A 21,452-nucleotide genomic window follows, 5' to 3' on the forward strand; every position below is an offset into this window, starting at 1 on the left:
GCCGGGCGCTCAGCGGGAGTCCTTGAGGAGCTGCGCGGGCCGTACGGCCAGGAGTTCCTCCGGCAGGGCCACCAGCGCGGTGACGCCGCCGCCGGGTGACTTGTGCAGCGACACCCGCACGCCCAGCCGCTCCGCCAGCCTGCCGACCACGTGGTGCCCCAGACAGCGGGTCGGCGTCACCAGGAAGCTCTGCTCGCCGCGCAGCCGGGCGTTGGCCGTGGCGAGCTCCGCGGCCGTCATCCCCACCCCCTGGTCGGAGATCATGATGCGGCACTCACTGTCCAAGGCCCGCGACACGACGTTCACCTCCGCATCGGACGCGGAGTAGCAGAGCGCGTTGTCCAGCAGCTCCGCCAGCATGTGGGCCACCTCCGCCACCACCGGCCCCCGCACGTACGCCCGGCCCGCCACCCGCAACGCCACCCGCTGATGGTCCTCGACCTCGGCCAGCACCGCCCGCAACACCTCGTCCACCGGCACCGGCTCCGACGAGCGCCGCCGCCCCCGCGTTCCGGTCAGGACCAGCAGGCTCTCGGAGTTCCTGCGCAGGCGGCTGGTCAGCCGGTCCAGCTCGCACAGCCGCGCCAGCACCGCCGGGTCCGACTCGTTGCGCTGCAGCACGCTGATGAACGTGAGCTGCCGGTGCACCAGATCCCGATGCCGCATCCCCAGCCCTTCCAGCGACGCGGCCGCGTCCTGGCGGATCTCCGCCCGCGAGGCGGCGATCCGCACCGCCGCCTCATGCAGGTCCATCAGCGCCCCGGCCAACTGCCCGAACTCACCCCGATGAGCACCGCCGTCCGCACGCGCCGGGCCGGGTCCCGCGCCCGGCCCGTCCGGGGTCTCGCGTCCAGCGTCGGGACCGTGCGGACCTTCGTGTGCTGGACCGGGACCGTCCCGGAGTGCGGCGTCCGGGGTCTCGTGTGTGTCGAGACCGTCCTGGGGCGGCGGGTGCGGGGACCGCGACGAAGGGGGTGTGTCGGCGGGATCTGAGTCCGTCGGCGCGCCGAGCACGCTGTCGAACCGGCGCTCCCCGTCGCGGCGGTGAGAGCGGGAGACCAGATGGCCGCGTGCCTGGAGGCGTCCGGCCTCGTGGCCCAGGCCGTCCCTGTCGCGCCGGCCCCGCAAGGAAGCGGCGGCGGGCCGGAAGGAGGCGTTGTAGGCGCGCCACAGATGGGCCGGGTGAGCGCTTCCGGGTTCGGCGGCGCCGACGGCGGCCGGGTGGCGCGGCTCGGCCTCCAGGATGGCGACGTGGCGGGCCAGGGCCGTGGCCTCGCCGGTGAGCCTCCGGAGCGGGCGCAGGATCGAGCGGGCGAGAAGCGTGCCCAGCGCCGCCATGACCAGCAGGATCACCGCCCCCGCACCGGTCAGCAGCATCAGATGTCGGGTGTGGCGTTCGCGGACCGCCGCGGCGCGGGCGAGCAACTCCTGTCCCGCCGAACGCTGCACGGAGTGCAGGGCGTTGACGTAGGCGCCGCTGGCGACGAGCCAGGTACGCGGGCGAACCGCCAAGGGGGTGCCCGGCGGGGCGGCGAGGGCGCGCCGTTCCAGCCGTGCCGTTCTGGCCGCCTGCGGGCTTCGCTGCGCCCGGGACAGCTCGGCCGCACCGGCGGGGGCGGCCACCCGCCGGTAGGCGGCCAGGGAGTCCGCCAGGGAGGCCCTGGCCTCCAGGAACGCGACGTACTCGGACGGGCGGAACCCGCCTGTCACGTAGGCCGCCGTGACCACCGCCCGCTCCCGCGCGGCCGCCTCCTTGGCCCGGCTGATGGCCTCCAGCGCCCGCGCGGGCCTCGTCAGCGCCGGGTCCCCGAGACCGGCCGTCTCCGTGAACGGCCCCGGCACGGGCGTCCCGGGGAGAACCCCGTCCGGCGACAGGGAACCGGCGAAGAATCCGTCCGGCCACAGGGAACCGGCCGGCCACCCGTCCGGCCACCCGTCCGGCCACAGGGAACCGGCGAAGGAGCCGTCCGGCGTCGGAGAGCCCGTCAAGGAGCCGTCCGTCAGCTCCGTGATGGCGTCGGTGAACGCCTGGAAGACCTCCCGGCGGACCACCGGCCCACGATCGGTCGGCCCACGATCGGTCGCCGGTCCGCCGCCCGTCGCTCCCTTGCCGTCCGCCGCCGGCCGCGCCTCCTGACGGCCGGCCGCATCGGCTCTCACTGTTTCCGTGCCGGCGCTCGCCGAGGTCGAGGGCTGCCCTGGCGCGGGTGCGGGGGTGACCGGCGCGCCGAACGGTCCGATCATGGGCGTTTCCGGTCCGTACGTGGACCGCTGGGCGCGGGGCGGACCGCCGGGAACCGCGGGCGTTTCCGGGGCCAGGGGCAGGGCCGGGGCCGTGGTGCGGGCGCGATCGAGGGTGGGGAGCCGGGCCAGAGCCCGGCGCACGGAGGCGTACGGAACGCCCGTGGCGTCCGGAGCGGCGAGCAGCTGGGAGAGCGCGGCGTGGGAGCGGTCGGTGGCCAGGCGGGCGGTCGTGAGGTCGGCCCTGACGCGGCCGTCGCCGGCGTGCAGCGCCGTCAGGAGGGTGCGCTCGCGCTGGAGGGCGTGCACGAGATTCTGCACCGCGAGCACCAGCGTGGCCTGCCGGGACGTCTCGGCGGCGGCGGAGCGGGCGCGCAGGTGGGAGGCGGCCTGCGTGGCCATCCCGGCGATCAGCAGGAGCGTGGGCACGGCCAGGACGAGGAGGAGGCGCGTTCTGATGCGCACGGGACGGCGGCGCCGGCGTGCGGGAGAGACGGTCATCGACCCCTCGTAAAGTGATCTCAGGAAGGCTGCACGCGACACGATATTGCGCTGCGTGTCCGCGCTGCTGCGTAACGTAGAGAATCCGAGGTGCCTGGTGACGGTTCCGGTGTTCCTGTCGGACGAGCTTGATGGGCCCGAGCTGGTGCTCGGCGGCCCCGAGGGGCGTCACGCGGCCACCGTCAGACGGCTGCGCGCGGGGGAGCGGGTGGATCTCACCGACGGCGGCGGGTCGGTGGCCGAGTGCGTGGTGCGCGAGGTGCTCAAGGACTCGCTGCGGGTCGAGGTGCTCGGCAGGTACGAGGTCGCGCCGTCCAGTCCGAGGCTGGTCGTCGTCCAAGGGCTGCCGAAGGGGGACCGGGGCGAGCTGGCGGTCGAGATGATGACCGAGGCGGGCGTCGACGTGATCGTGCCCTGGCAGGCGTCGCGGAGCATCACCCAGTGGAAGGGCGACAAGGCGGCCAAGGCGCTGCGGCGCTGGCAGTCGACCGCCCGGGAGGCGGGCAAGCAGGCCAGGCGGTTCCACCTGCCCGAGGTGACCGAGCCGGTCACGACGGCCGGGGCGGTGAGGCTGCTGGCGGGGGCCGCGCTGGGGCTGGTGCTGCACGAGGAGGCCGCGGAGCCGCTGTCCCGGATGGAGCTCCCGGCCGACGGCGACATCGTCGTCGTGGTGGGGCCCGAGGGCGGGGTGTCGGAGCGGGAGGTGGAGGAGTTCCGGGCGGCGGGGGCGGCGACGGTGCGGCTGGGGTCCACGGTGCTGCGGACCTCGACGGCCGGGCTGGCCGCGGCCGCGGTCCTGCTCGCCCGTACAGGACGCTGGTGACGTGGGTGGGCTGCCACTTCCGTGACGAACGGTGGTGACGCGGGCGGGCTTGCGGCACCCGTACAGGGCTCTGGACCTGCGCGGGTCAGGGGATGGTGTGGGCGCTCATCATGGGGCTGGGCATGTCGGAGGGGCTCGGGGCCGGGCTCAGCGGCTTGCACTCCTCCTCCGGGCACGGCGTCGCCGTCGTCGAGGTCTCGGTCTCCGTGGGTGACGGCGGCGGCGGGTCGCCGGCTTCCGGGCAGTCGGGGGGCTCGGCCTGGCCGTCGGCCGGTGAGGGGCAGGGGGTCGCGGTGGGGGAGGGCGTCGGCTTGGCGGTGGACCTGGCCGTCTCCGACGGGCGCGCCGGCTGGTCGGGCGGCGGCTCCGAGGAGGGCACCGGCGGCACCACCACCGGCTCACTCTGACGCACCGTCGACCTGGGCACGGCGGGCCGGCTGGTGGAGGACTTGGCCGGGTGGGTGACGCTGGAGGTGCTGCGCACCTCCTGGATCGGCGCCTCGATGACGCGGTGGCGCAGCTCCGGCACCACCATCACGATCGTCGCCGCGACCAGCACCGCGCTGGCGGCGGCGGCGCCGGTACGCCACCAGAAGAGGTTGCGCGCGCCGCGCCGTTCGATCTTCGTACGGATGACGTCGAGCCCGTCCGGCGAGGGCACGACCGCTTCCGCCTCCGCACGGAGGGCACGGCGCAGCAGCTCGCCGTACTCGTCGGGGGGCTGGGTCATGACATCTTCTCCAGGACGGAACGCAGGGCGGCCATGCCACGTGCCGTGTGGCTCTTCACCGCCCCCTTGCTGATGCCCATGGCGTGGGCGATCTCGGCTTCGGACAGATCACCGTAATAGCGAAGGACCAGTGCCTCCCTCTGGCGTGACGGTAGCGCCCGCAGGGCTTCGATGACCGCGGACCGCTCGAACTCGCCGATGGCGCCGTGCTCCGCGCTCGGTGCGTCGGGCATGCCCTTCGGGGCGTACTTCTCCACGACCGCCCGGTGCCGCAGCACGGACCTGGACCGGTTGACGACGGATTGCCGAAGGTAGGCGAGTGCTTTGTCGGGGTCGCGTAACCGGCGCCAGGCACCGTGGATGGCGACGAACGCATCCTGCACGACTTCCTCCGCGGTTGCCATGTCGCGCACCAGCAACACGGCGAGACGTACCAATGACCGAAAATGCGCGCTGTAAAGCGCGGTCACGGCCATGTCGGCGTCCCACCCGACGGGCACCGCCCCCATGGATCTGTCGACCAGGAGGGTTTCGGTGGTCACATCAGTGGGACGCGCGGCCTTCCCTGACGGTTTACGCTCTTCCGGATTTGGGGGCATGACCCAGTTGTGTCCTCGCCAGGTGGTCTCGCCCGTGGCTGAAATCGTCGCTGTGGTAGTGCACACACACCCTAACCGTTGGATCTTCGGCCGCCACGGCTGATCTGGTCACCGATTCGCAACGCTGATCATCGGATCCGCGGCGTGGCAGGTCAGCGCCGCCCGGCCTTACGCAGGGGAGAGCCACCCCTATCGGTAAGGTGATCGGGTGACCGACTGCCTGTTCTGCAAGATCGTGGCCAAGGAGATCCCGGCCGAGGTCGTCCTGGAGACCGACAGGGCGCTCGCGTTCCGCGACATCAACCCGCAGGCGCCCACGCACGTGCTCGTCATCCCCAAGGAGCACCACGCCGACGCCGCCGCGCTGGCCGAGGCCGACCGGGGGCTCGCCGACGAGGTGCTCAAGGCCGCGCACGCGGTCGCCGTCCAGGAGGGCGCGGCCGAGGGCGGCTACCGGATCGTCTTCAACACCGGCGCGGGCGCGGGTCAGACCGTGTTCCATGTGCACGCGCACGTTCTGGGCGGCCGCGACCTGACGTGGCCTCCGGGCTGAAATTGCCGCGAGGAAACGCTCCGGCCCCGGATACGATGGGTAAAGAAGAACAGACATCGAGACCCGGAGGCATCAGGCCGCTGGCCTGCCCATGTCCGAACTACACGAATCCCGACGCACGGCACCTCCATCGCGCACTCAGGCCAAGGTGCTGATTCCGGACGAATACCCGATGGTCAGCCTCCTGGGCTCCCGCGACGAGCTGCTCCGCGTCATCGAGGGCGCCTTCAAGGCCGACATCCACGTGCGCGGCAACGAGATCACCGTGACCGGCAGCCCCGACGAGAGCGGCACGGTCGTGCGGCTCTTCGAGGAGCTCGTCGAGGTGCTGCGCAGCGGCGGTGACCTCACGCCCGACGCCGTCGAGCGGAGCATCGCGATGCTCCGCATGACCTCCGAGCGGCCGGCCGAGGTGCTGTCGCTCGACATCCTGTCCTCACGCGGGCGCACGATCCGCCCGAAGACGGCCAACCAGAAGCGCTACGTCGACGCCATCGACGAGCACACGGTCGTGTTCGGCATCGGCCCCGCAGGCACCGGCAAGACCTACCTGGCGATGGCCAAGGCGGTGCGGGCGCTGCAGGAGAAGCGGGTCAACCGGATCATCCTCACCCGCCCCGCGGTCGAGGCCGGCGAGCGGCTGGGCTTCCTGCCCGGCACGCTCTACGAGAAGATCGACCCCTACCTGCGGCCGCTGTACGACGCGCTGCACGACATGGTCGACCCCGACTCCATCCCCAAGCTCATGGCCGCGGGCACGATCGAGGTCGCCCCCCTCGCCTACATGCGGGGACGCACGCTCAACGACGCCTTCATCATCCTCGACGAGGCCCAGAACTCCTCGGCCGAGCAGATGAAGATGTTCCTCACCAGGCTCGGCTTCAACAGCAAGATCGTGGTGACCGGTGACGTCACGCAGGTCGACCTGCCGGCCGGCACGGTCAGCGGCCTGCGGGTGGTCCAGGAGATCCTGGACGGCATCGACGACATCCACTTCTCCAGGCTGACGAGCGCCGACGTGGTGCGCCACAAGCTGGTGAGCGAGATCGTCGACGCCTACGGCCGCTACGACGCGCTCCGGGAGCCCTCACCGATCCAGCAGCAACGGGGTAAGCGGCGATGAGCATCGAGATCAACAACGAGTCCGGGGTGGGCGTCGACGAGGAGCGCCTCGTCGCGCTGTCCACCCACGTGCTGGCCGAGATGGGCATCAACCCGCTGGCCGAGCTGTCGCTCGTCGTCGTCGACGAGGACGTCATGGCGGAGCTGCACGAGAAGTGGATGGGTGAGCCGGGCCCGACCGACGTGCTCGCCTTCCCGATGGACGAGCTGCGGCCCGGCGGCGCGCGGGGCGAGTCCGAGGGGCCCGCCGACCCGGCGCTGCTGGGTGACGTGGTGCTCTGCCCGCAGGTCGCCGCACGGCAGGCGGAGGAGGCCGGTCACAGCGCTCAGGACGAGATCGAGCTGCTGTGCACCCACGGCATCCTCCACCTGCTCGGTTACGATCACGCCGAGCCGGAGGAGCACAAGGAGATGTTCGGCCTGCAGGCGCGGTTGCTCGAAGCATGGCGGGAGGTGCGCAGCTCGCGGTGAACGCCTGGTTGCCGTTGGCCATCGTCCTCGTCGTGGTCGGTGGCCTGATCGCCAGCGTGGAGACGGCGCTGACGCGGATCTCGCGGGTGCGCGCGGAGGAGGCCGTGCGCGATGGCAAGCGCGGCGCCGAGCGGCTGCACGCCATCGTCACCGACGCCCCGCGCTACCTCAACCTGCTGCTGCTGCTCCGGCTGAGCTGTGAGCTGGTGGCGACGGTGATCGCGACGCTGCTGTTCATCGACCTGATGGACGACCAGGGCTGGGCCTACTTCGCGGCGGCCGCGGTGATGATCCTGGTGAGCTACGTGATCGTGGGCGTGATGCCGCGCACGCTCGGCCGCCAGCACGCCGAGCCGGTCGCGCTCGCCAGCGCCCCGATGGTGTACGGGCTGACGAAGATCTTCGGCCCGCTGCCCAAGCTGCTCATCCTGCTGGGCAACGCGCTCACGCCGGGCAAGGGGTTCCGCGACGGCCCGTTCACGTCGGAGGCCGAGCTGCGCGACCTCGTCGACCTGGCGGAGGAGCGCCGGGTGATCGAGCCCGACGAACGGGAGATGATCCATTCGGTCTTCGAGCTGGGTGACACGCTGGTGCGCGAGGTGATGGTGCCGCGCACCGACATGGTCTACATCGAGCGCGGCAAGACGCTCAGGCAGGCGCTGTCGCTGGCGTTGCGCAGCGGTTTCTCCCGGGTCCCGGTGGTCGGCGAGAACGAGGACGACGTGATCGGCATCGCCTACCTCAAGGACATCACCCGGCGGGTGCACGAGTCGGGCGGCGACGGCGAGACGGAGACGGTCGAGTCGATCATGCGGCCGGCGACGTACGTGCCGGAGAGCAAGCCGATCGACGAGCTGCTGCGCGAGATGCAGGCCAGGCAGATCCACCTGGCGATCGTGATCGACGAGTACGGCGGCACCGCCGGTCTGGTCACCATCGAGGACGTGCTGGAGGAGATCGTCGGCGAGATCACCGACGAGTACGACCAGGAGGCGCCCCGGGTCGAGCCGATGCCCGACGGCGCGGTGCGGGTGACGGCGCGGATGCCGGTCGACGAGCTGGGCGAGCTGTTCGACACCGAGATCGAGGTCGACGACGTGGAGACGGTCGGCGGGCTGCTGGCGCACGCGCTCGGCCGGGTGCCGATCGCCGGCTCGCAGGCGGAGGTCGCCGGGCTGGAGCTGACCGCCGAGAGCCTGGCGGGGCGGCGCAACCGGATCAGCACGGTGGTGGTGCGCCGGGTCCGGGCCGATCAGGACGAGGTCGTGACGGCGGCGACCGAGCGGGAGTGAGCCGCCCCGGGCCCGGCGGCAAGCCGTCGGCAAGTGAGTTGCAAGCGGGCTGCGCCAGTCTGTTTCTCGGCACCCGGTGCGGTGGGTGCCGATAGAGGGAGGCGCCCGGCCGTCGCAGGGGTTCGGCGGCGGGGCGCTCCTGGGGGGACGACGACGGCCCGGCCTCTAGCCGGTCGGACGTCGTTCGGCGTAAAGGGTGCTCTCGTCCGGATAACCGGGCGAGGGCACCCTTTTAGCGTTTGATCGTTTATTGGTAACTCCGGTGGATTGCCGTTTTCGCTGGTCGGGGAAGCTGGGCATCGGGGGGAATCATGAAACGCGGAACGCGGATCATCGCCTGCGGGCTCCTTGCCGGTGCCCTGGCAGGCTGCGGAGGTGCCGAGGGGCTCGACACGGAGGCCCTGGCCCAGATGAAGGAGATCCTCAGCAAGGAGCCCCGGCTGCCCGAGGGCTTCTCGCCGCGCTCGGAGCAGGCGTGGCGGGCGCCGTTCACGCCGGCCGACCGCAACTGCCGGGCCGTGCTGGACGCGGCCGCCGGCCGGGCTCCCGAACGGGGCCTGACCGCCCAGGCCGCAGCGAGCTACCAGGGTGACGAACTGGGCGAGCAGGTCGGGGTGGGCCTGGCCCGCTACGACGGGGCGGCGGGGGAGCACATGAGCGCGCTCGCCGCCGCGCTCAGGGCGTGCCGTGAGGTGCGCGCGGCGGGCGGCACCCACCTGCGCACCGCGCTCGTCCCGGTGACGGACGTGGCCGACGAGGCGGTGGCGGGCGAGCTGCGCGGCCGGCTGAACGGCTACCCGTACGCGCTGGACGTGGTGCTGGCCCGGTCGGGCGACATGCTGGTGTCGATGGTGCACACGAGCATGGCCGAGGTCGAGCCGCAGCGCACCCGCCAGCTCCTCGACGCGGTGATGCGGATGGCCAGCCCGTAACCTGTCCTCGTGACACTCGACCCGGAAGACAACAAGCTCATCACCCTGGCGCGGGCGTCGCGCGCCCGCAACGGTTCGGCGCAGGGCGCGGCCGTGCGCGACGAGACCGGCCGCACCTACGCGGCCACCGATGTCGCGCTGTCCGCGCTGCGGCTGTCGGCCGTGCAGGTGGCGGTGGCGACGGCGGTCTCCAGCGGCGCCCGCGCGCTGGAGGCGGTGGCGCTGGTCACCGACGGCGACGGCCCGTCCGAGGACGACGGGGCGGTGGCGGCGGAGCTGGGCGTGCCGGCCATCCTGGTGGCCGGTCCCGACGGCGCGCCGCGGAGCTGAGCATGCCGATGTCGCCCTACCTGGCCGGGGTGCGCGCCAAGCTGGGGCCCGATCTGCTGATGATGCCGTCGGTCTGCGGCTGCGTGTTCGACGACGAGGGCCGGCTGCTGGTGGCCCGCCACGGCGACGTCGGGCTGTGGGCGGCGCCGGGCGGGGCCCTCGACCCGGACGAGCGGCCGGAGGAGGCCGTGCGGCGCGAGCTGCGCGAGGAGCTCGGCATCGAGGTGCGGGTGCGCGGTCTGATCGGCGTCCACAGCGGGCCCGAGTTCCGGGTCCGCTACCCGAACGGCCACGAGTGCCTCTACATGATCGCCGTGTACGGGTGCGCGATCGAGTCCGGCACGCCCACCCCCGACGGCGACGAGATCAGGGAGGCCCGCTGGGTCCGGGAGGACGAGCTGGACGAGCTGGCGATGACCCCGTGGTCGCCGCGGGTGCTGCCCGGCGTGTTCGCCTGGTGGCGTGCGCAGGTCTCCTGATAGGCGAGAATGCACAGTGTGACCTCGCCAGACAGCCATCGTGCCGGATTCGCCTGCTTCGTGGGGAGGCCGAACGTCGGCAAGTCCACGCTCATGAACGCCCTGGTCGGCACCAAAGTGGCGATCACCTCGTCCAAGCCGCAGACGACGAGGCGGGCGATCCGCGGCATCGTGCACCGGCCCGACGCCCAGCTCGTCATCGTCGACACCCCGGGCCTCCACCGGCCGCGCACGCTCCTCGGTGAGCGGCTCGACAGCCTGGTGCTGTCGACGCTGACCGAGGTCGACGTGATCGGGTTCTGCGTGCCCGCCAACGAGCCGATCGGCAAGGGCGACCGGTTCATCGCCGGCAAGCTGGCCGCGGTCAAGAAGACGCCGGTGATCGCCGTGGTCACCAAGTGCGACCTGGCGAGCAGGGAGCAGATCGCCGAGCAGCTGCTGGCGGTGTCGGAGATCGCGGAGTTCGCCGACGTGGTGCCGGTGTCGGCGCAGTCGGGCGACCAGCTCGACGTGCTGGCCGACGTGCTCGTGCGCCACCTGCCGGAGTCGCCGCCGCTCTACGAGGACGGTCAGCTCACCGACGAGCCGGAGCAGGTGCTGGTCGGCGAGCTGATCAGGGAGGCGGCGCTGGAGGGCGTCCGCGACGAGCTGCCCCACTCGATCGCGGTCGTGGTCGACGAGATGCTGCCCCGGGAGGACCGCGACGACCTGCTCGACATCTACGCCCACCTGTTCGTCGAGCGGCCGTCGCAGAAGGCCATCGTCATCGGCCACAAGGGCGAGCGGCTGCGCGAGGTCGGCACGAAGGCCCGCCACCAGATCGAGGCGCTGCTGGGCACGCGCGTCTACCTCGACCTGCGCATCAGCGTGCTCAAGGACTGGCAGCGCGACCCCAAGCAGCTGCGCAGGCTCGGCTTCTACGACTGAGCCAGGCGGCGGCCCAGCAGCCGGCCGAAGGTGATGGCCGGGGTGACCAGCATGCCGGAGCAGAAGCTCTGCCCGCAGGTGGCGGCCGCCCCGATGACCTCGCCGACCGCGTAGAGGCCCGCGATGGGCTCGCCGTCGGCGCGGCGCACCCGCAGGCTCGCGTCGACGTCCAGCCCGGCGAACGTCACCAGCGAGATGGCGTGGTTGCGGATCGCGTAGAAGGGCGGCGTGGCCAGGGGCAGCGGCAGGTGGACGCGGCCGAAGTCGGGGTCCGACCCGGCGGCGACGGCCGCGTTGTACCGGGCCGCGGTCGCGACCAGCCCGCCGGCGTCGATGCCGGTCTGCCCGGCCAGCTCCTCCAGCGTGGCGGCGGCGTGCACGCCCACGCGCACCCCCGCCTGGGCGCGCAGGTCCTCGGGCGTCCAGCCGACCACGAGCGGGCGTCCGGACCGGGTCGACTCCAGCATGGCGTCGTCGAACACCGTCCAGAACGTCATGTCCGGGATGCGGGTGAGCGCGCGTTCCTTGGTGTCGATGGACGGCTCGTCCTCCGCCACCCAGCGGTGGCCCGTCCGGTCCACGTAGATCTCGACGGGCGGGCGCTCGGCGGCGACGAGCAGCTGCCGGTCGGACCAGTTGGCCTTGCCCGGGGTGGTGGGGTGCGGCAGGCCGCCGAAGCTCGGCAGGAACGAGCCGGTGCCCTGGATGCCCGCGTCGAGCTCCCTGGCCAGCAGGATGCCGTCGCCGGTGGAGGTCGGGTGGGCGGCCGACACCAGCGGCGCGCCCTCCAGCTCCAGGAACAGCTCGGGCTCCGCGGCGAAGCCCCCGGTGGCCAGCACGACGTGGCGGGCGCGCACCCGTACGTCCTGGCCGTCGCGCAGGACCGTGACGCCGGTGACCCGGCCGCCGGCGGTCAGCAGTTCGATCACCGGCGCGTTCTTCCACAGGTCCAGGCGGCCGGTGGCGGTGGCGTCGGCGAGCACCCGCTCGTACACCTCCAGGATCGACGCCGCCTCGTCCACGCCGTAGTAGGTGCGGGCGGTCGTGTAGGGCTCGTGCCCGTAGATGATCCGCGGCGTCTCGGGCGCGAACCGGAAGCCGAGACCGTCGAGCCAGTCGACGGTCTCGGCGGCGTTCTCCACCACGGTGCGGACGAGGTCCTCGCGGACGGTGCCGCCGCTGATGCGTAGGATGTCGGCCAGGTGCGCCTCGGCGGAGTCGGCGATGCCGCGCTCGGCCTGCCGGCGCGTCCCCGCGGCGGCCATGTGCCCGCCGGAGATGTGCAGCGTGCCGCCGACGCGGTGGTCCTTCTCCACCAGCAGCACCCGGGCGCCGCCGTGCGCGGCCTCCGCCGCGCACGGGATGCCCGCGGTGCCGGCGCCGACCACCACGAGGTCGTAGTCGAGTTCCACCAGTGATCCTCCTGAGGGTCAGGCGCCGGCCGGGACGTACCAGCGTTCGGGCTCGGCTCCGGGGACGCGGCGCTCCTCGATGACGGTGAGCCGGCTGAGCCTGCCGTCCTCGAAGTGCTGCCACAGGCGGGTGCGGTAGTCGGCGGTGGGCATCGACATCTCGACGATGCGCTCCTGCGGGCGGTCGTTCCAGCCGAACGTGAACACGATGGCCTGGTCGCCGGCCCGGCTGGTGGTGCCCCACATCTCGGTGTCGACGAACTCGACGGAGTCGCCGTCGACGATCGCGCGGTAGTGCCGCACCGCGGGCTCCTCGCCCTCGCGCAGGTAGACGACCTTCTCGGTCCAGTCGGTGCCCTCCATCCGGCCTTCCTGCCGGCTGGGGTAACGCTCCAGGAGGGTGCCGTCGGGCGCGAGCACGGTGTAGGTGCCCTCCCACACTCCGGACATGTCGCGCAGGATGTCGGCGATGGTCATGATTCCTCCGTCTCGGCGGGGGCGCCGTCGTAGTACCAGGGGCGGATGCCGGCGCCGGCCCGCATGAGCAGGGCGCGGCGGCGCAGGAAGCGCCGCACGGACGGCGGCCCCATACGGGACGCGCCCAGTCCGGACGACTTGAAGGAGTTCTTCTCCGTCTCGGGGAACATGCCGGTCAGGCAGACGTCGTTGACGCTCACCGCGCCGGCCTCCAGCCGGTGCGCGACCGGCGCGGCCCGCTCGGCGGTGGCGGCGAAGACGGCCGCGCTCAGCCCGAACTCGGTGTCGTTGGCGAGGGTGACGGCCTCGTCCTCGTCGTCGAACGGCATGATCGGGATGATCGGGCCGAACGTCTCCTCGCGCATCACCCGCATGGAGTGGTCGACGCCGGTCAGCACGGTGGGCCGCAGGTAGGCGCCGCCGCCGAGATGCTGGACGGTGCCGCCGGTCCGGACGGTCGCGCCCTTGGCGACGGCCTCCTCCAGCTGCTCCCGGATGACGTCCACCTGGGCGTCGCTGATGATCGGCCCGATCTGCCCGTCGCCGATCTCCGGGTACGCGAGCGCGACCCGTTCCGCCTTGGCCACCAGCAGCTCGGTGAACTCCTCGACCACCGTGCGGTCCACGTACACCCGCTCGATGGACATGCACGAGTGGCCGGAGTTGATCGTGGAGCCCCACAGGATGGCGGAGGAGGCGGCGTCCAGGTCGGCGGAGGCGGTGACGATCGCCGGGTCCTTGCCGCCCAGTTCGAGGAAGGCCGGGATGAAGTGCTCGGCGGCGGCGCGGCCGACCGCGCGGCCGGTGCGCACGCTGCCGGTGAAGCACACGGCGTCGGCGACGGCGACCATGGCGGCGCCGGTCGCGCCGTCGCCCTCGACCACGGTGAAGACCCCCGCCAGCTCCTCGACCTCGGCCACGCACGCGCGCAGCACGGGGATGAAGCGCGGCGTCACCTCGCTCGGCTTCAGCAGCACCGCCGACCCGGCGAGCAGGGCGGGCACCGCGTCGATGAGGGCGAGCTGGAACGGGAAGTTCCACGGCGAGATCACCGCGACGACCGGGTACGGCACCAGGTCGCCGGTGACTTGCACCTCGGGGTCGGAGGTCGGGGCGGGTCCGTCGGGGGCGAAGGCGTCCGCGGCGAACCGGCAGGCGCGCTCGACGGCGCTCAGCACCGAGTCCACCTCCAGGTGCGAGACCCAGCGCCGGCCGGTGTCGGTCTCCAGCCGGGCGATCAGCTCGTCCCGGTGCCGGGTGATCGCCTCGCCGAACGCGCGCAGCGCCTCGATGCGCCGCTCGACCGGCTGGGCGGCCCACGCGCCCTGGCGGGCCCGTAGCGCGCCCGCGGCGGCGATGATCTCGTCGTCGCTCGCGGCGACGATCGTGTGGTCCGCCGCGCCGGTGCGGGGGTTGCGGACCTGGATCTCCCTGGGCATGTCGCCTCCTCAGATGAGGCCGTCGCCGGCCAGCCGTTCGATGACGGCACGCTGGGTGTCGATGAAGTGCGCTCGCCCGGTCTCGCCGGGGCGCACGGTGTCGGGGGGATAGAACGAGGTGCGGGCGTAGCTGCCGGCGTAGAGCTCGAACCGCTGGCGCGGCAGCAGGTTCATCATCTCGGGGGTCCTGCGGGCGCGGCGCAGCGCGGCCAGGTCGATCTCGGCGTTGGCGGCCATCGACTCGCCCTGTCCGGCCTTGGCCAGCACGATGCCGCGGTGGTCGACGATCTGGCTGCCGCCGTCGCCGGAGGCCGCGGGCACGCCGGTGCCGTACAGGCCGCCGGTGTTGGCCGACACCACGTACGCGCCGTTCTCCACCGCGCGGGCCAGTTTGGCGACGTTCTTGGGGGAGAGCAGCGCGCTGCAGACCTCCGACGAGCTGTGCAGGAACACCTCCGCGCCGCGCATGGCCAGGCAGCGGGCCACCTCGGGGAAGAGGATCTCCTCGGAGGCGATCGCGGCCAGCGTGCCGATCTCGGTCCTGGCGACCGGGAAGAGCGACTCCTCGCCGTAGACGGCCAGGTAGCGGTCGAGGAGGTCGTGCGGGGTCACCGAGTACATCGAGTTGAGCCGCCGGTAGCGCAGCACGGTCTGTCCCGCCGGGTCGAACACGACCGACGCCTGGAAGTAGACGCCGGGGAAGTGCTCGTCGGTCTCGTAGCCGTTGACGCAGAGGAAGACGCCCGCGTCCTCGGCGATGGCGGCGAGCCTGGCGTACTCGGGGCCGCCGGGGGCCAGGGCGGCGCGGTCGCACCACTCCTGGAAGGGCTCGCCGATGGGGTGGCCGGTGAGCAGGTACTCCGGCAGGACGAACAGCCGGGCGCCGGGGCCGATGAACCGCTTGCTCGCGGTGACCTGCTCGTGCACGCGGTCGATGGCGGCCCGTATCTGGTCACGGGCGGCTGCCGCGCTGTCGGCGCGGTTGACGGCATGACAGGCGGTCTGCAGAGCGACGGCGCGGTACGCGGTCGCGGGCGGATCCTGGGACACCCGAGCTCCTGTTCCACTCCATGAAACGGCGTTTCTGATTTCTACAGGTTGGACTATGAGGTGCAAGCCGCGCAAGAGGGGACTTATCCTCCAACCTGCGACATCGTTGACAGCCAGCGACTCCCCGCCTTAGCGTGAAACACCGTTTCGAGGGACGGAACAAACCGGGAACCGTGGAGGTGCGGCTTGTCGCTGGGAGCGATCGTCGAGGCGGTCATCGCCTGCAGGGATGTCGGAGCGTCGGCCACTTTCCATACCCGGGCCTTCGGCCTGGACGTGCTCGAAGACGACGGCACGCAGGCGCTGCTCGGCGTCGAGGGCGTCGGCACCGGCCGCATCCGCCTGGTGCCCGGCGAGGAGGCCCCCGACCCGCGGCTCTGGGACGTCGGCCCCCGCCTGCTCGGCATGTACTCGCGCGACCTGGAACGCACCACCCGGCTCATCGACGAGGCGGGCGGCAGGTCCGGGGAGATCGTCACCTACCCGTACGGGGCCGCGTCCCTGACCGAGGCGGTGGCCCTGGGTCCGGACGGCGTCTGGTGGACGCTGCCGCAGGCGGGCGCCGGGCACCGGCCCAGTCCCGCGCTGGAGCGGGACCCCGGCCGCCTGCACGGCGAGCTGCACACGGCCGTCCTCGTGCCCGCCGACCACGACGCCGCGCTCGCGTTCTTCACCGCGGGCGGCGGGCTGCGGGTGCTGTTCGACGGGGAGATGAGCGGCCCGCCGTTCGACCGGCTGACCGGCATGCCGGCGGAGGCGAGCCTGCGGCTGTCGTTCCTGGTCTCCGCCGACCAGGCGCCGGCCCGCATGGAGATCATGTCCTTCACCGGGGTGGAGGCCGCCGACCTGTCGGACCGCCCGCTGGGGCTGCGCCGGGTGGTGTTCGCCGCCGACGACCCGGCCGCCACCGCCGCCGCGCTGGCGGAGCACGGCGGCGAGCGGCTGGACGAACTGCTGCTGCGCGGCCCCGCCGGGCTGGAGATCGAGCTGACCCGGGCCGCGTCATGAGCGCGCGCAACCTGGGACGTCACGACGTCGTCGTCATCGGCGCCGGCCCCGCCGGCCTGTGCACGGCCATCGAGGCCGCGGCGGCGGGCGCGAGCGTCCTGCTGCTGGACAAGCAGAGCCGCGTCGGCGGCATGCTGCACATCGCCAACGGCGAGTTCAGCGGCGCCGGCACCCGCCGCCAGCGCGAACGCGGCATCGACGACAGCCCGGAACGCCACTTCGAGGACGTGCTGCGCCTCTCCCACGGCAAGGTGAACGAGAAGCTGGCCTGGAAGTCGGTCCAGGCCCAGGGCCGGACCGTCGACTGGCTCGACGCCCAGGGCTTCGACTTCCACCCCGACACCCCCGGCCTGGTCCACGGACACGAGGTGTACCGGGTGCCGCGCACGTACTGGGGCGTGCGGAACGGGCTGTCGGTGGTGAAGCCGCTGAAGCGGCTGCTCGACGAGCAGATCGAGGCCGGGCGCGTCCGGCTGGTGCTCGGCGCCCGCGTCACCGGCGCCGTCGTGGACGGCGGCGGACGGATCACCGGCGTGACCGCGACCGGCGAGGACGGCGAGGTCGTCGCGCACGGCGGCGCGGTCGTGCTGGCCACCGGCGGCTACGACGCCAACCCCGCCCTGCGCAACCGTTTCCTGCCGCCCGGCTGCGAGAAGGCCCTGATCGGCTGCCTGCCGCACGCCACCGGCGACGGACTGGAGCTGGCCCTGGGGCTCGGCGCCGACGTGAGCGGCGACGGCTACTTCATCCCGGTGATGGGGCTCATCCGCGACCCGGCGGACCACGGCGTCGCGGTCGACTACCGCGAGGCGTTCATCGAGGTCGCGCCCGCGTACCGGACCCCGTACGAGATCTGGGTGAACGACCGCGGCGAGCGGTTCGTCGCGGAGGACGGCACCAGCCCCGAGCACCGCGAGCGGGCGCTGCTGGAGCAGCCGGGGATCGCCATGCACGTCATCTGGGACCGGGCCATCGCCGAGACCGCCGAGCCGCTGCTCCGCAACGTCACCGGCGACTGGAACCGCGAGCGGATGCTGACCGAACTGGAGCGCGGCCGGTGGATCGCCGCCGCGGACACCGTGGAGGACCTGGCCATGAAGCTCGGCGTGCGGCCGGAGGGCCTGGCGGACACCGTGCGGCGGTACAACGCCGCGGTGCGGGAGGGTCACGACCCCGACTTCGGGCGCGGCACGCTGCCGGCGCCGATCGAGCGGGCGCCGTTCTACGGGATCACCACGGTGGGGGCCTCCATCCTGAGCCGCGACGGGCTGCGCGTGAGCGAGGACCTGGAGGTGCTCGACCGCTCCGGCGCGCCGATCCCCGGGCTCTACGCGGTCGGGGAGATCCTCGGCAACAACGCGTTCGCCGGTGACAACTACGTCGGCGGCATGAGCGTGACACCGGCCATGACGCTCGGGCGGGAGCTGGGCGCCAGGCTCGCGGGGGAGGCGAACCGATGACCCCGCCGCTGGAGAGCATCACGGCCGCGACGATCGGCGTCAGGGACTTCGCGCCCCACCTCGACCTCTACTGCGGCGAGCTGGGGTACGCGGTGGAGGCGGAGGGCGTGGTCCCGGCCGCTGTCGCCGACCGGCTGTGGGGCGCGGGCGCCGGTGACGTGGAGGTCCGGGCGCTCGCCGCGGCCGGCGCCGCCACCGGCCGGATCCACCTGCTCAAGGTGAACGATCCGGTGGCGCCCCCCGTCCATCCGCACACGCTGGACCTCGGCCTGTCCGGCGTCAACCTCTACACCCGCGACATCGCGGCCTCGTACGAGCGGATGACCGCGGCCGGGTACGTGTGGATCAGTCCTCCGCAGGGGTTCGACGTGCCCGTGGGGGAGCTGACGGTCCGGGTCGTGGAGGGGTACTGTCTCGGGCCTGACGGCGTCGGCGTGGTCTTCGTCGAACCGGCCGGCCCGCGTCCCACGGCCGCGTGGCTGGCGGACCCCGACCGGCGGCACACGGAGCTGACCTCCGTGGTCTGCCACGTGCCCGACTTCGAGGCCGAGCTGGCCTTCTGGGAGGCGCTCGGCCTGTCCGCGGGGTACGACGTGACGTTCGGCGCGCCGGGGCTGGAGACGATGGCGGACCTGCCGCCGGGCACCCGGCTCAGGCTGGCGTTCGTGGCCGGCCGGGATGGCGGCACGACCCGCATCGAGATGGTCCGGGCGGACCGCACCAGAGCGGACCGCCGTTCCACCCAGCGGCCCGCGCGCGGGCTCGGGCACACCGCCTGGTCCGCGCGGACCGGCGATCTGGACGACGCCCTGGCCCTGGCCGCGGGCGCCGGAGGGCGGGTCGCGTGCCCGCCGTTCGCCGCCGAGACGCCGCTGCACGGCGCGTCGCGGCTGGCCATGGTGGAGACACCGAACGGGATCAGCGTGGAGCTGTGGGAGCCCCGCTGATTCCGTAGGTTTCGGATACTTAAACATCAGACGTATCCGTTGACATCGGGGCAGCGGCATTTCTAGGCTCCCTGTAACGCTGTTCCGCATATTGGAATCACTGGCTCGGGGGCATGAACAAAAGGAGGTGGCACATGCGTGGAAGCGGACTTCGCTGGATCTCCGCGGCTGCCGTGAGCACGCTGGTGCTCACCGGCTGTGCGGGCAAGGAAGAGCGCGCGAAGGCGGCCGGAGAAACGGCCGGAGCCGGCTGGAGCGCCGGCGTCGACACCATAAAGATCGGGCTCATCGCCCCCATGACCGGCCCGTACGCGATCCTGGGCATCCTCCAGGAGAACTCCATCCGGGTGGAGATGGAACGCGTCAACGAGGCGGGCGGCATCGGCGGAGCCAAGCTGGACCTCGTCATCCGCGACTCCGCCCTCGACCCCGGCAAGGCCGTCCAGGCCACCAACGAGCTCGTCGGCGACAGCCAGGTGCACTTCGTGGTCGGGCCGTCGCTGTCGGCCTTCTACAACGCGTCCAAGAACATCTTCGAGACCAACCGCAAGCTCAACTGCCAGCCCGGCGTCGGCACCGGCGACTTCGGCTCGCTCAAGTACGGCTTCCGCTCACAGGACCCCAACAACCTGAGCGTCGAGAAGCTCGTGGAGTACCTCAAGGCCAAGGGCGTCACCTCGGTCGGCCTGGTCTACGAGGCCGACGACACCGGCAAGGCGATGGACGGGTACTTCAAGGAGTTCGGGCCCAAGTACGGCGTCGAGTACAAGGGCTACCAGGAGACCCGCAACGACGACCAGTCGCACCGGCCGTACGTGGACAAGCTCAAGGACGCCGGCGCGATCGTGGTCTCCAGCAACGCCAGCGGCGCCAAGACCATGGCCGCCGCCGCCGAGGCCGGCTTCAAGGGCGTGATGGCCGGCACCTCCGGGCTGCAGAACGTCTCCTTCCTCGACGCCGCCCAGGACATGGCCGTCGGCTCCGTCTTCGCCGCCGGCAACGTGCAGTTCAACATCCGCGACCGCGCCACCTGGAAGGCCGGCTACCGCACCCACGTCGAGGCCATCGAGAAGAAGTACGGGGTGGTGGAGGGACCGAAGTCGGGCGCCAAGATGCCCAAGGGCACCGCCATCGCCGGCGACTGCGTCACCGCCTTCGCCAAGGCCGCGGAGAACGCCAAGTCGCTCGACCCGGACAAGCTCGCCACCGCCATGGAGCAGCTGAACATCCCCGACTCCGAGACCCCTTCGGGCAACTCGATCAAGCCGGCGGACCACGAGTTCTACCACATGGAAGACATCCACATCTACCAGTGGGACAAGGACGACGACGGCTGGTTCGTCACCGACGTCACCCCCGAGTCCTGATCCACCGCCGGCCCGCGTCGGCACCAGTTCCACCCGAAAGTCCTTGAGAGGAAGACCCCAAGATGACGGTCACCAAGGGTCGCAAGCTCGTGGCGCTCGCCGGCGCCGCGCTGCTGCTCGCCGCCTGCGCGAGCAAGGAAGAACGAGCCGGTGTCGAGCAGGCCACCTCCGCCGCCGGGTGGAGCGCCGGCATGCCGGTCGTGAAGGTCGGGCTCATCGGCCCCATGACGGGCGCGCTCGCCGTCGCCGGCATCTCCATGGAGAACTCGGTCAGGGTAGAGATCGACCGGCTCAACGCCGAGGGCGGTGTCGGCGGCGCCAAGCTCGACCTGGTCGTCCGCGACACCGCGCTGGACCCGGCCAAGGCCGTGCAGGCCGCCAACGAGTTCGCGGGCGACAACAGCGTGGGGCTCGTCATCGGCCCGGCGCTGTCGGCGTTCTACAACGCGGCCAAGCCGATCCTGGAGAACGGCAAGAAGGTCAACTGCCAGCCGATGGTCGCCACCGGCGACTTCAGCACCGCCAAGTACGGCTACCGAGCCCAGGACCCCGTGTCCCTCGACGTGCAGAAGATCATCGAGCACCTGAAGGCCGAGGGCGTCGGCTCCATCGGCGTCGTGTACGAAGGCGACGACGCGGGCAAGGGCACCGCGGCCGAGGTCGAGAAGCAGGCCAAGGCCGCCGGGCTCACCTTCGCCGGCTTCGAGCACACCCGTACCGACGACCAGTCGCACCGCGCGTACGTCGAGAACCTCGCCGACGCGGGCGCGATCTGGATCTCCAACTCGGCCGGCGGCGCCAAGACCATGGCGGCCGCCGCCGAGACCGGCTACAAGGGGCTCATCGTCGGCGGCTCGGGCGCCCGCAACATCTCCTTCGTCGAGGCGGCCGGCGACGCGGCCGACGGCGCGCTCTTCAGCGCCACCTACTACCCCTACCCCGGCAAGGAGAGCCGCGACACCTGGAAGCCCGGCTACCGCAAGCACATCGAGGAGATCGAGAAGCGGTTCGGCAAGAACACCGGCCCGAAGACCGGCGCCGAGTCGCCCAAGGCGGCCGAGATCGCCGCCGACTGCGTGCTCGCCTACGTCAAGGCCGCCGACCAGGCCAAGTCCGTCGATCCGGACAAGGTGGTGACGGCGCTCGACTCGATCGAGATCTCCGACCAGGAGACGCCGTCGGGCAACTCGATCAGCCCGGACAAGCACGAGTTCTTCGCACTCGACGACATCCACGTCTACCAGTGGAAGAAGGACGCCGACGGCTGGCACACGGTCGAGGTCGGCAAGTGA

The 21,452-nt window shown here is 72.2% G+C and carries 21 protein-coding genes; 14 read left to right on the plus strand and 7 right to left on the minus strand.

The annotated features are described in order from the left end of the window. Positions 1-9: 9 nt before the first annotated feature. Positions 10-2,706: a nitrate- and nitrite sensing domain-containing protein gene (locus OUY22_RS14695; protein WP_270155493.1), complete on the minus strand. Its 2,697-nt coding sequence runs from the start codon at positions 2,704-2,706 to the stop codon at positions 10-12. A gap of 133 nt (positions 2,707-2,839) precedes the next feature. Here OUY22_RS14695 and OUY22_RS14700 point away from each other — a divergent pair, with 133 nt between their 5' ends. Beyond that, on the plus strand, positions 2,840-3,565 hold the full coding sequence (locus OUY22_RS14700; protein ID WP_270155494.1) for a 16S rRNA (uracil(1498)-N(3))-methyltransferase: 726 nt from the start codon (positions 2,840-2,842) through the stop codon (positions 3,563-3,565). Positions 3,566-3,650: 85 nt separating this feature from the next. On the opposite strand, the gene OUY22_RS14705 is transcribed toward OUY22_RS14700, so the two are convergent. Together OUY22_RS14705 and OUY22_RS14710 are read right to left on the minus strand one after the other, a co-directional pair. Beyond that, positions 3,651-4,295 (minus strand): hypothetical protein, encoded by a 645-nt coding sequence (locus OUY22_RS14705; protein ID WP_270155495.1) that lies wholly within the window; start codon positions 4,293-4,295, stop codon positions 3,651-3,653. Then, positions 4,292-4,804: a SigE family RNA polymerase sigma factor gene (locus tag OUY22_RS14710; protein ID WP_270155523.1), complete on the minus strand. Its 513-nt coding sequence runs from the start codon at positions 4,802-4,804 to the stop codon at positions 4,292-4,294. The genes OUY22_RS14705 and OUY22_RS14710 overlap by 4 nt, the downstream gene beginning before the upstream one ends. A 298-nt stretch (positions 4,805-5,102) precedes the next feature. On the opposite strand from OUY22_RS14710, the gene OUY22_RS14715 reads away from it, so the two are divergent. The 8 genes from OUY22_RS14715 to era all read left to right on the plus strand — a co-directional run bounded on the left by OUY22_RS14715 (position 5,103) and on the right by era (position 11,000). Beyond that, a complete protein-coding gene (locus OUY22_RS14715; protein WP_270155496.1) occupies positions 5,103-5,447 on the plus strand; it encodes a histidine triad nucleotide-binding protein in 345 nt (114 codons plus the stop codon). A 91-nt stretch (positions 5,448-5,538) separates the two neighbouring features. Continuing rightward, a complete protein-coding gene (locus tag OUY22_RS14720) occupies positions 5,539-6,570 on the plus strand; it encodes a PhoH family protein (RefSeq protein ID WP_270155497.1) in 1,032 nt (343 codons plus the stop codon). After that, positions 6,567-7,040 carry an rRNA maturation RNase YbeY gene (ybeY, locus tag OUY22_RS14725; RefSeq protein ID WP_270155499.1) on the plus strand — a complete coding sequence of 158 codons (474 nt, stop codon included), beginning with the start codon at positions 6,567-6,569 and terminating at the stop codon, positions 7,038-7,040. Before OUY22_RS14720 ends, ybeY begins: the two co-directional genes overlap by 4 nt. Next, positions 7,013-8,332 (plus strand): hemolysin family protein, encoded by a 1,320-nt coding sequence (locus OUY22_RS14730; RefSeq protein WP_270155500.1) that lies wholly within the window; start codon positions 7,013-7,015, stop codon positions 8,330-8,332. The genes ybeY and OUY22_RS14730 overlap by 28 nt, the downstream gene beginning before the upstream one ends. A 311-nt stretch (positions 8,333-8,643) precedes the next feature. Continuing rightward, positions 8,644-9,264 carry a hypothetical protein gene (locus tag OUY22_RS14735; protein ID WP_270155501.1) on the plus strand — a complete coding sequence of 207 codons (621 nt, stop codon included), beginning with the start codon at positions 8,644-8,646 and terminating at the stop codon, positions 9,262-9,264. 9 nt (positions 9,265-9,273) lie between these two features. Then, complete coding sequence (locus OUY22_RS14740) at positions 9,274-9,594, plus strand: cytidine deaminase (RefSeq protein ID WP_270155502.1); 321 nt, start codon at positions 9,274-9,276, stop codon at positions 9,592-9,594. Positions 9,595-9,596: 2 nt separating this feature from the next. Continuing rightward, positions 9,597-10,073 carry an NUDIX domain-containing protein gene (locus tag OUY22_RS14745; protein ID WP_270155503.1) on the plus strand — a complete coding sequence of 159 codons (477 nt, stop codon included), beginning with the start codon at positions 9,597-9,599 and terminating at the stop codon, positions 10,071-10,073. 18 nt (positions 10,074-10,091) lie between these two features. Then, positions 10,092-11,000: a GTPase Era gene (gene era, locus OUY22_RS14750; RefSeq protein ID WP_270155504.1), complete on the plus strand. Its 909-nt coding sequence runs from the start codon at positions 10,092-10,094 to the stop codon at positions 10,998-11,000. Here era and OUY22_RS14755 read toward each other — a convergent pair. From OUY22_RS14755 to OUY22_RS14770, 4 genes are read right to left on the minus strand one after another with little or no spacing between them, the layout of a single operon-like run. After that, entirely contained in the window at positions 10,991-12,412 is a 1,422-nt protein-coding gene (locus tag OUY22_RS14755; protein WP_270155506.1) for an FAD-dependent oxidoreductase, read from the minus strand. The two genes, era and OUY22_RS14755, sit on opposite strands and share 10 nt — an antisense overlap. Before the next feature lie 18 nt (positions 12,413-12,430). Then, complete coding sequence (locus OUY22_RS14760; RefSeq protein ID WP_270155507.1) at positions 12,431-12,889, minus strand: DUF3598 family protein; 459 nt, start codon at positions 12,887-12,889, stop codon at positions 12,431-12,433. Further along, positions 12,886-14,328 carry an aldehyde dehydrogenase family protein gene (locus tag OUY22_RS14765; RefSeq protein ID WP_270155508.1) on the minus strand — a complete coding sequence of 481 codons (1,443 nt, stop codon included), beginning with the start codon at positions 14,326-14,328 and terminating at the stop codon, positions 12,886-12,888. The genes OUY22_RS14760 and OUY22_RS14765 overlap by 4 nt, the downstream gene beginning before the upstream one ends. A 9-nt stretch (positions 14,329-14,337) precedes the next feature. Beyond that, complete coding sequence (locus OUY22_RS14770; protein WP_270155509.1) at positions 14,338-15,378, minus strand: nitrilase-related carbon-nitrogen hydrolase; 1,041 nt, start codon at positions 15,376-15,378, stop codon at positions 14,338-14,340. Positions 15,379-15,564: 186 nt separating this feature from the next. Between OUY22_RS14770 and OUY22_RS14775 the strand changes: the two genes are divergently transcribed. The 5 genes from OUY22_RS14775 to OUY22_RS14795 all read left to right on the plus strand — a co-directional run bounded on the left by OUY22_RS14775 (position 15,565) and on the right by OUY22_RS14795 (position 21,452). Next, on the plus strand, positions 15,565-16,386 hold the full coding sequence (locus OUY22_RS14775; protein ID WP_270155510.1) for a VOC family protein: 822 nt from the start codon (positions 15,565-15,567) through the stop codon (positions 16,384-16,386). Continuing rightward, complete coding sequence (locus OUY22_RS14780) at positions 16,383-17,846, plus strand: FAD-dependent oxidoreductase (protein ID WP_270155511.1); 1,464 nt, start codon at positions 16,383-16,385, stop codon at positions 17,844-17,846. The genes OUY22_RS14775 and OUY22_RS14780 overlap by 4 nt, the downstream gene beginning before the upstream one ends. After that, the gene (locus OUY22_RS14785) at positions 17,843-18,793 is read left to right on the plus strand and encodes a VOC family protein (protein ID WP_270155512.1); all 951 of its coding nucleotides are present in this window, start codon (positions 17,843-17,845) and stop codon (positions 18,791-18,793) included. The genes OUY22_RS14780 and OUY22_RS14785 overlap by 4 nt, the downstream gene beginning before the upstream one ends. A 134-nt stretch (positions 18,794-18,927) precedes the next feature. Next, a complete protein-coding gene (locus OUY22_RS14790) occupies positions 18,928-20,160 on the plus strand; it encodes an ABC transporter substrate-binding protein (protein WP_270155513.1) in 1,233 nt (410 codons plus the stop codon). 62 nt (positions 20,161-20,222) lie between these two features. After that, on the plus strand, positions 20,223-21,452 hold the full coding sequence (locus OUY22_RS14795) for an ABC transporter substrate-binding protein (RefSeq protein WP_270155514.1): 1,230 nt from the start codon (positions 20,223-20,225) through the stop codon (positions 21,450-21,452).

Source organism: Nonomuraea corallina (assembly GCF_027620315.1).
GTDB lineage: Bacteria > Actinomycetota > Actinomycetes > Streptosporangiales > Streptosporangiaceae > Nonomuraea > Nonomuraea corallina.

What these genes read in the sequence shown, in the direction of transcription:
- OUY22_RS14705 (WP_270155495.1), bottom strand. Translation starts at nt 4,295, where the DNA reads ATGACCCAGCCCCCCGACGAGTACGGCGAGCTGCTGCGCCGTGCCCTC.
- OUY22_RS14710 (WP_270155523.1), bottom strand. Translation starts at nt 4,804, where the DNA reads ATGGGGGCGGTGCCCGTCGGGTGGGACGCCGACATGGCCGTGACCGCG.
- OUY22_RS14720 (WP_270155497.1), top strand. Translation starts at nt 5,539, where the DNA reads ATGTCCGAACTACACGAATCCCGACGCACGGCACCTCCATCGCGCACT.
- ybeY (WP_270155499.1), top strand. Translation starts at nt 6,567, where the DNA reads ATGAGCATCGAGATCAACAACGAGTCCGGGGTGGGCGTCGACGAGGAG.
- OUY22_RS14730 (WP_270155500.1), top strand. Translation starts at nt 7,013, where the DNA reads ATGGCGGGAGGTGCGCAGCTCGCGGTGAACGCCTGGTTGCCGTTGGCC.
- OUY22_RS14735 (WP_270155501.1), top strand. Translation starts at nt 8,644, where the DNA reads ATGAAACGCGGAACGCGGATCATCGCCTGCGGGCTCCTTGCCGGTGCC.
- OUY22_RS14745 (WP_270155503.1), top strand. Translation starts at nt 9,597, where the DNA reads ATGCCGATGTCGCCCTACCTGGCCGGGGTGCGCGCCAAGCTGGGGCCC.
- OUY22_RS14760 (WP_270155507.1), bottom strand. Translation starts at nt 12,889, where the DNA reads ATGACCATCGCCGACATCCTGCGCGACATGTCCGGAGTGTGGGAGGGC.
- OUY22_RS14765 (WP_270155508.1), bottom strand. Translation starts at nt 14,328, where the DNA reads ATGCCCAGGGAGATCCAGGTCCGCAACCCCCGCACCGGCGCGGCGGAC.
- OUY22_RS14780 (WP_270155511.1), top strand. Translation starts at nt 16,383, where the DNA reads ATGAGCGCGCGCAACCTGGGACGTCACGACGTCGTCGTCATCGGCGCC.
- OUY22_RS14785 (WP_270155512.1), top strand. Translation starts at nt 17,843, where the DNA reads ATGACCCCGCCGCTGGAGAGCATCACGGCCGCGACGATCGGCGTCAGG.
- OUY22_RS14790 (WP_270155513.1), top strand. Translation starts at nt 18,928, where the DNA reads ATGCGTGGAAGCGGACTTCGCTGGATCTCCGCGGCTGCCGTGAGCACG.
- OUY22_RS14795 (WP_270155514.1), top strand. Translation starts at nt 20,223, where the DNA reads ATGACGGTCACCAAGGGTCGCAAGCTCGTGGCGCTCGCCGGCGCCGCG.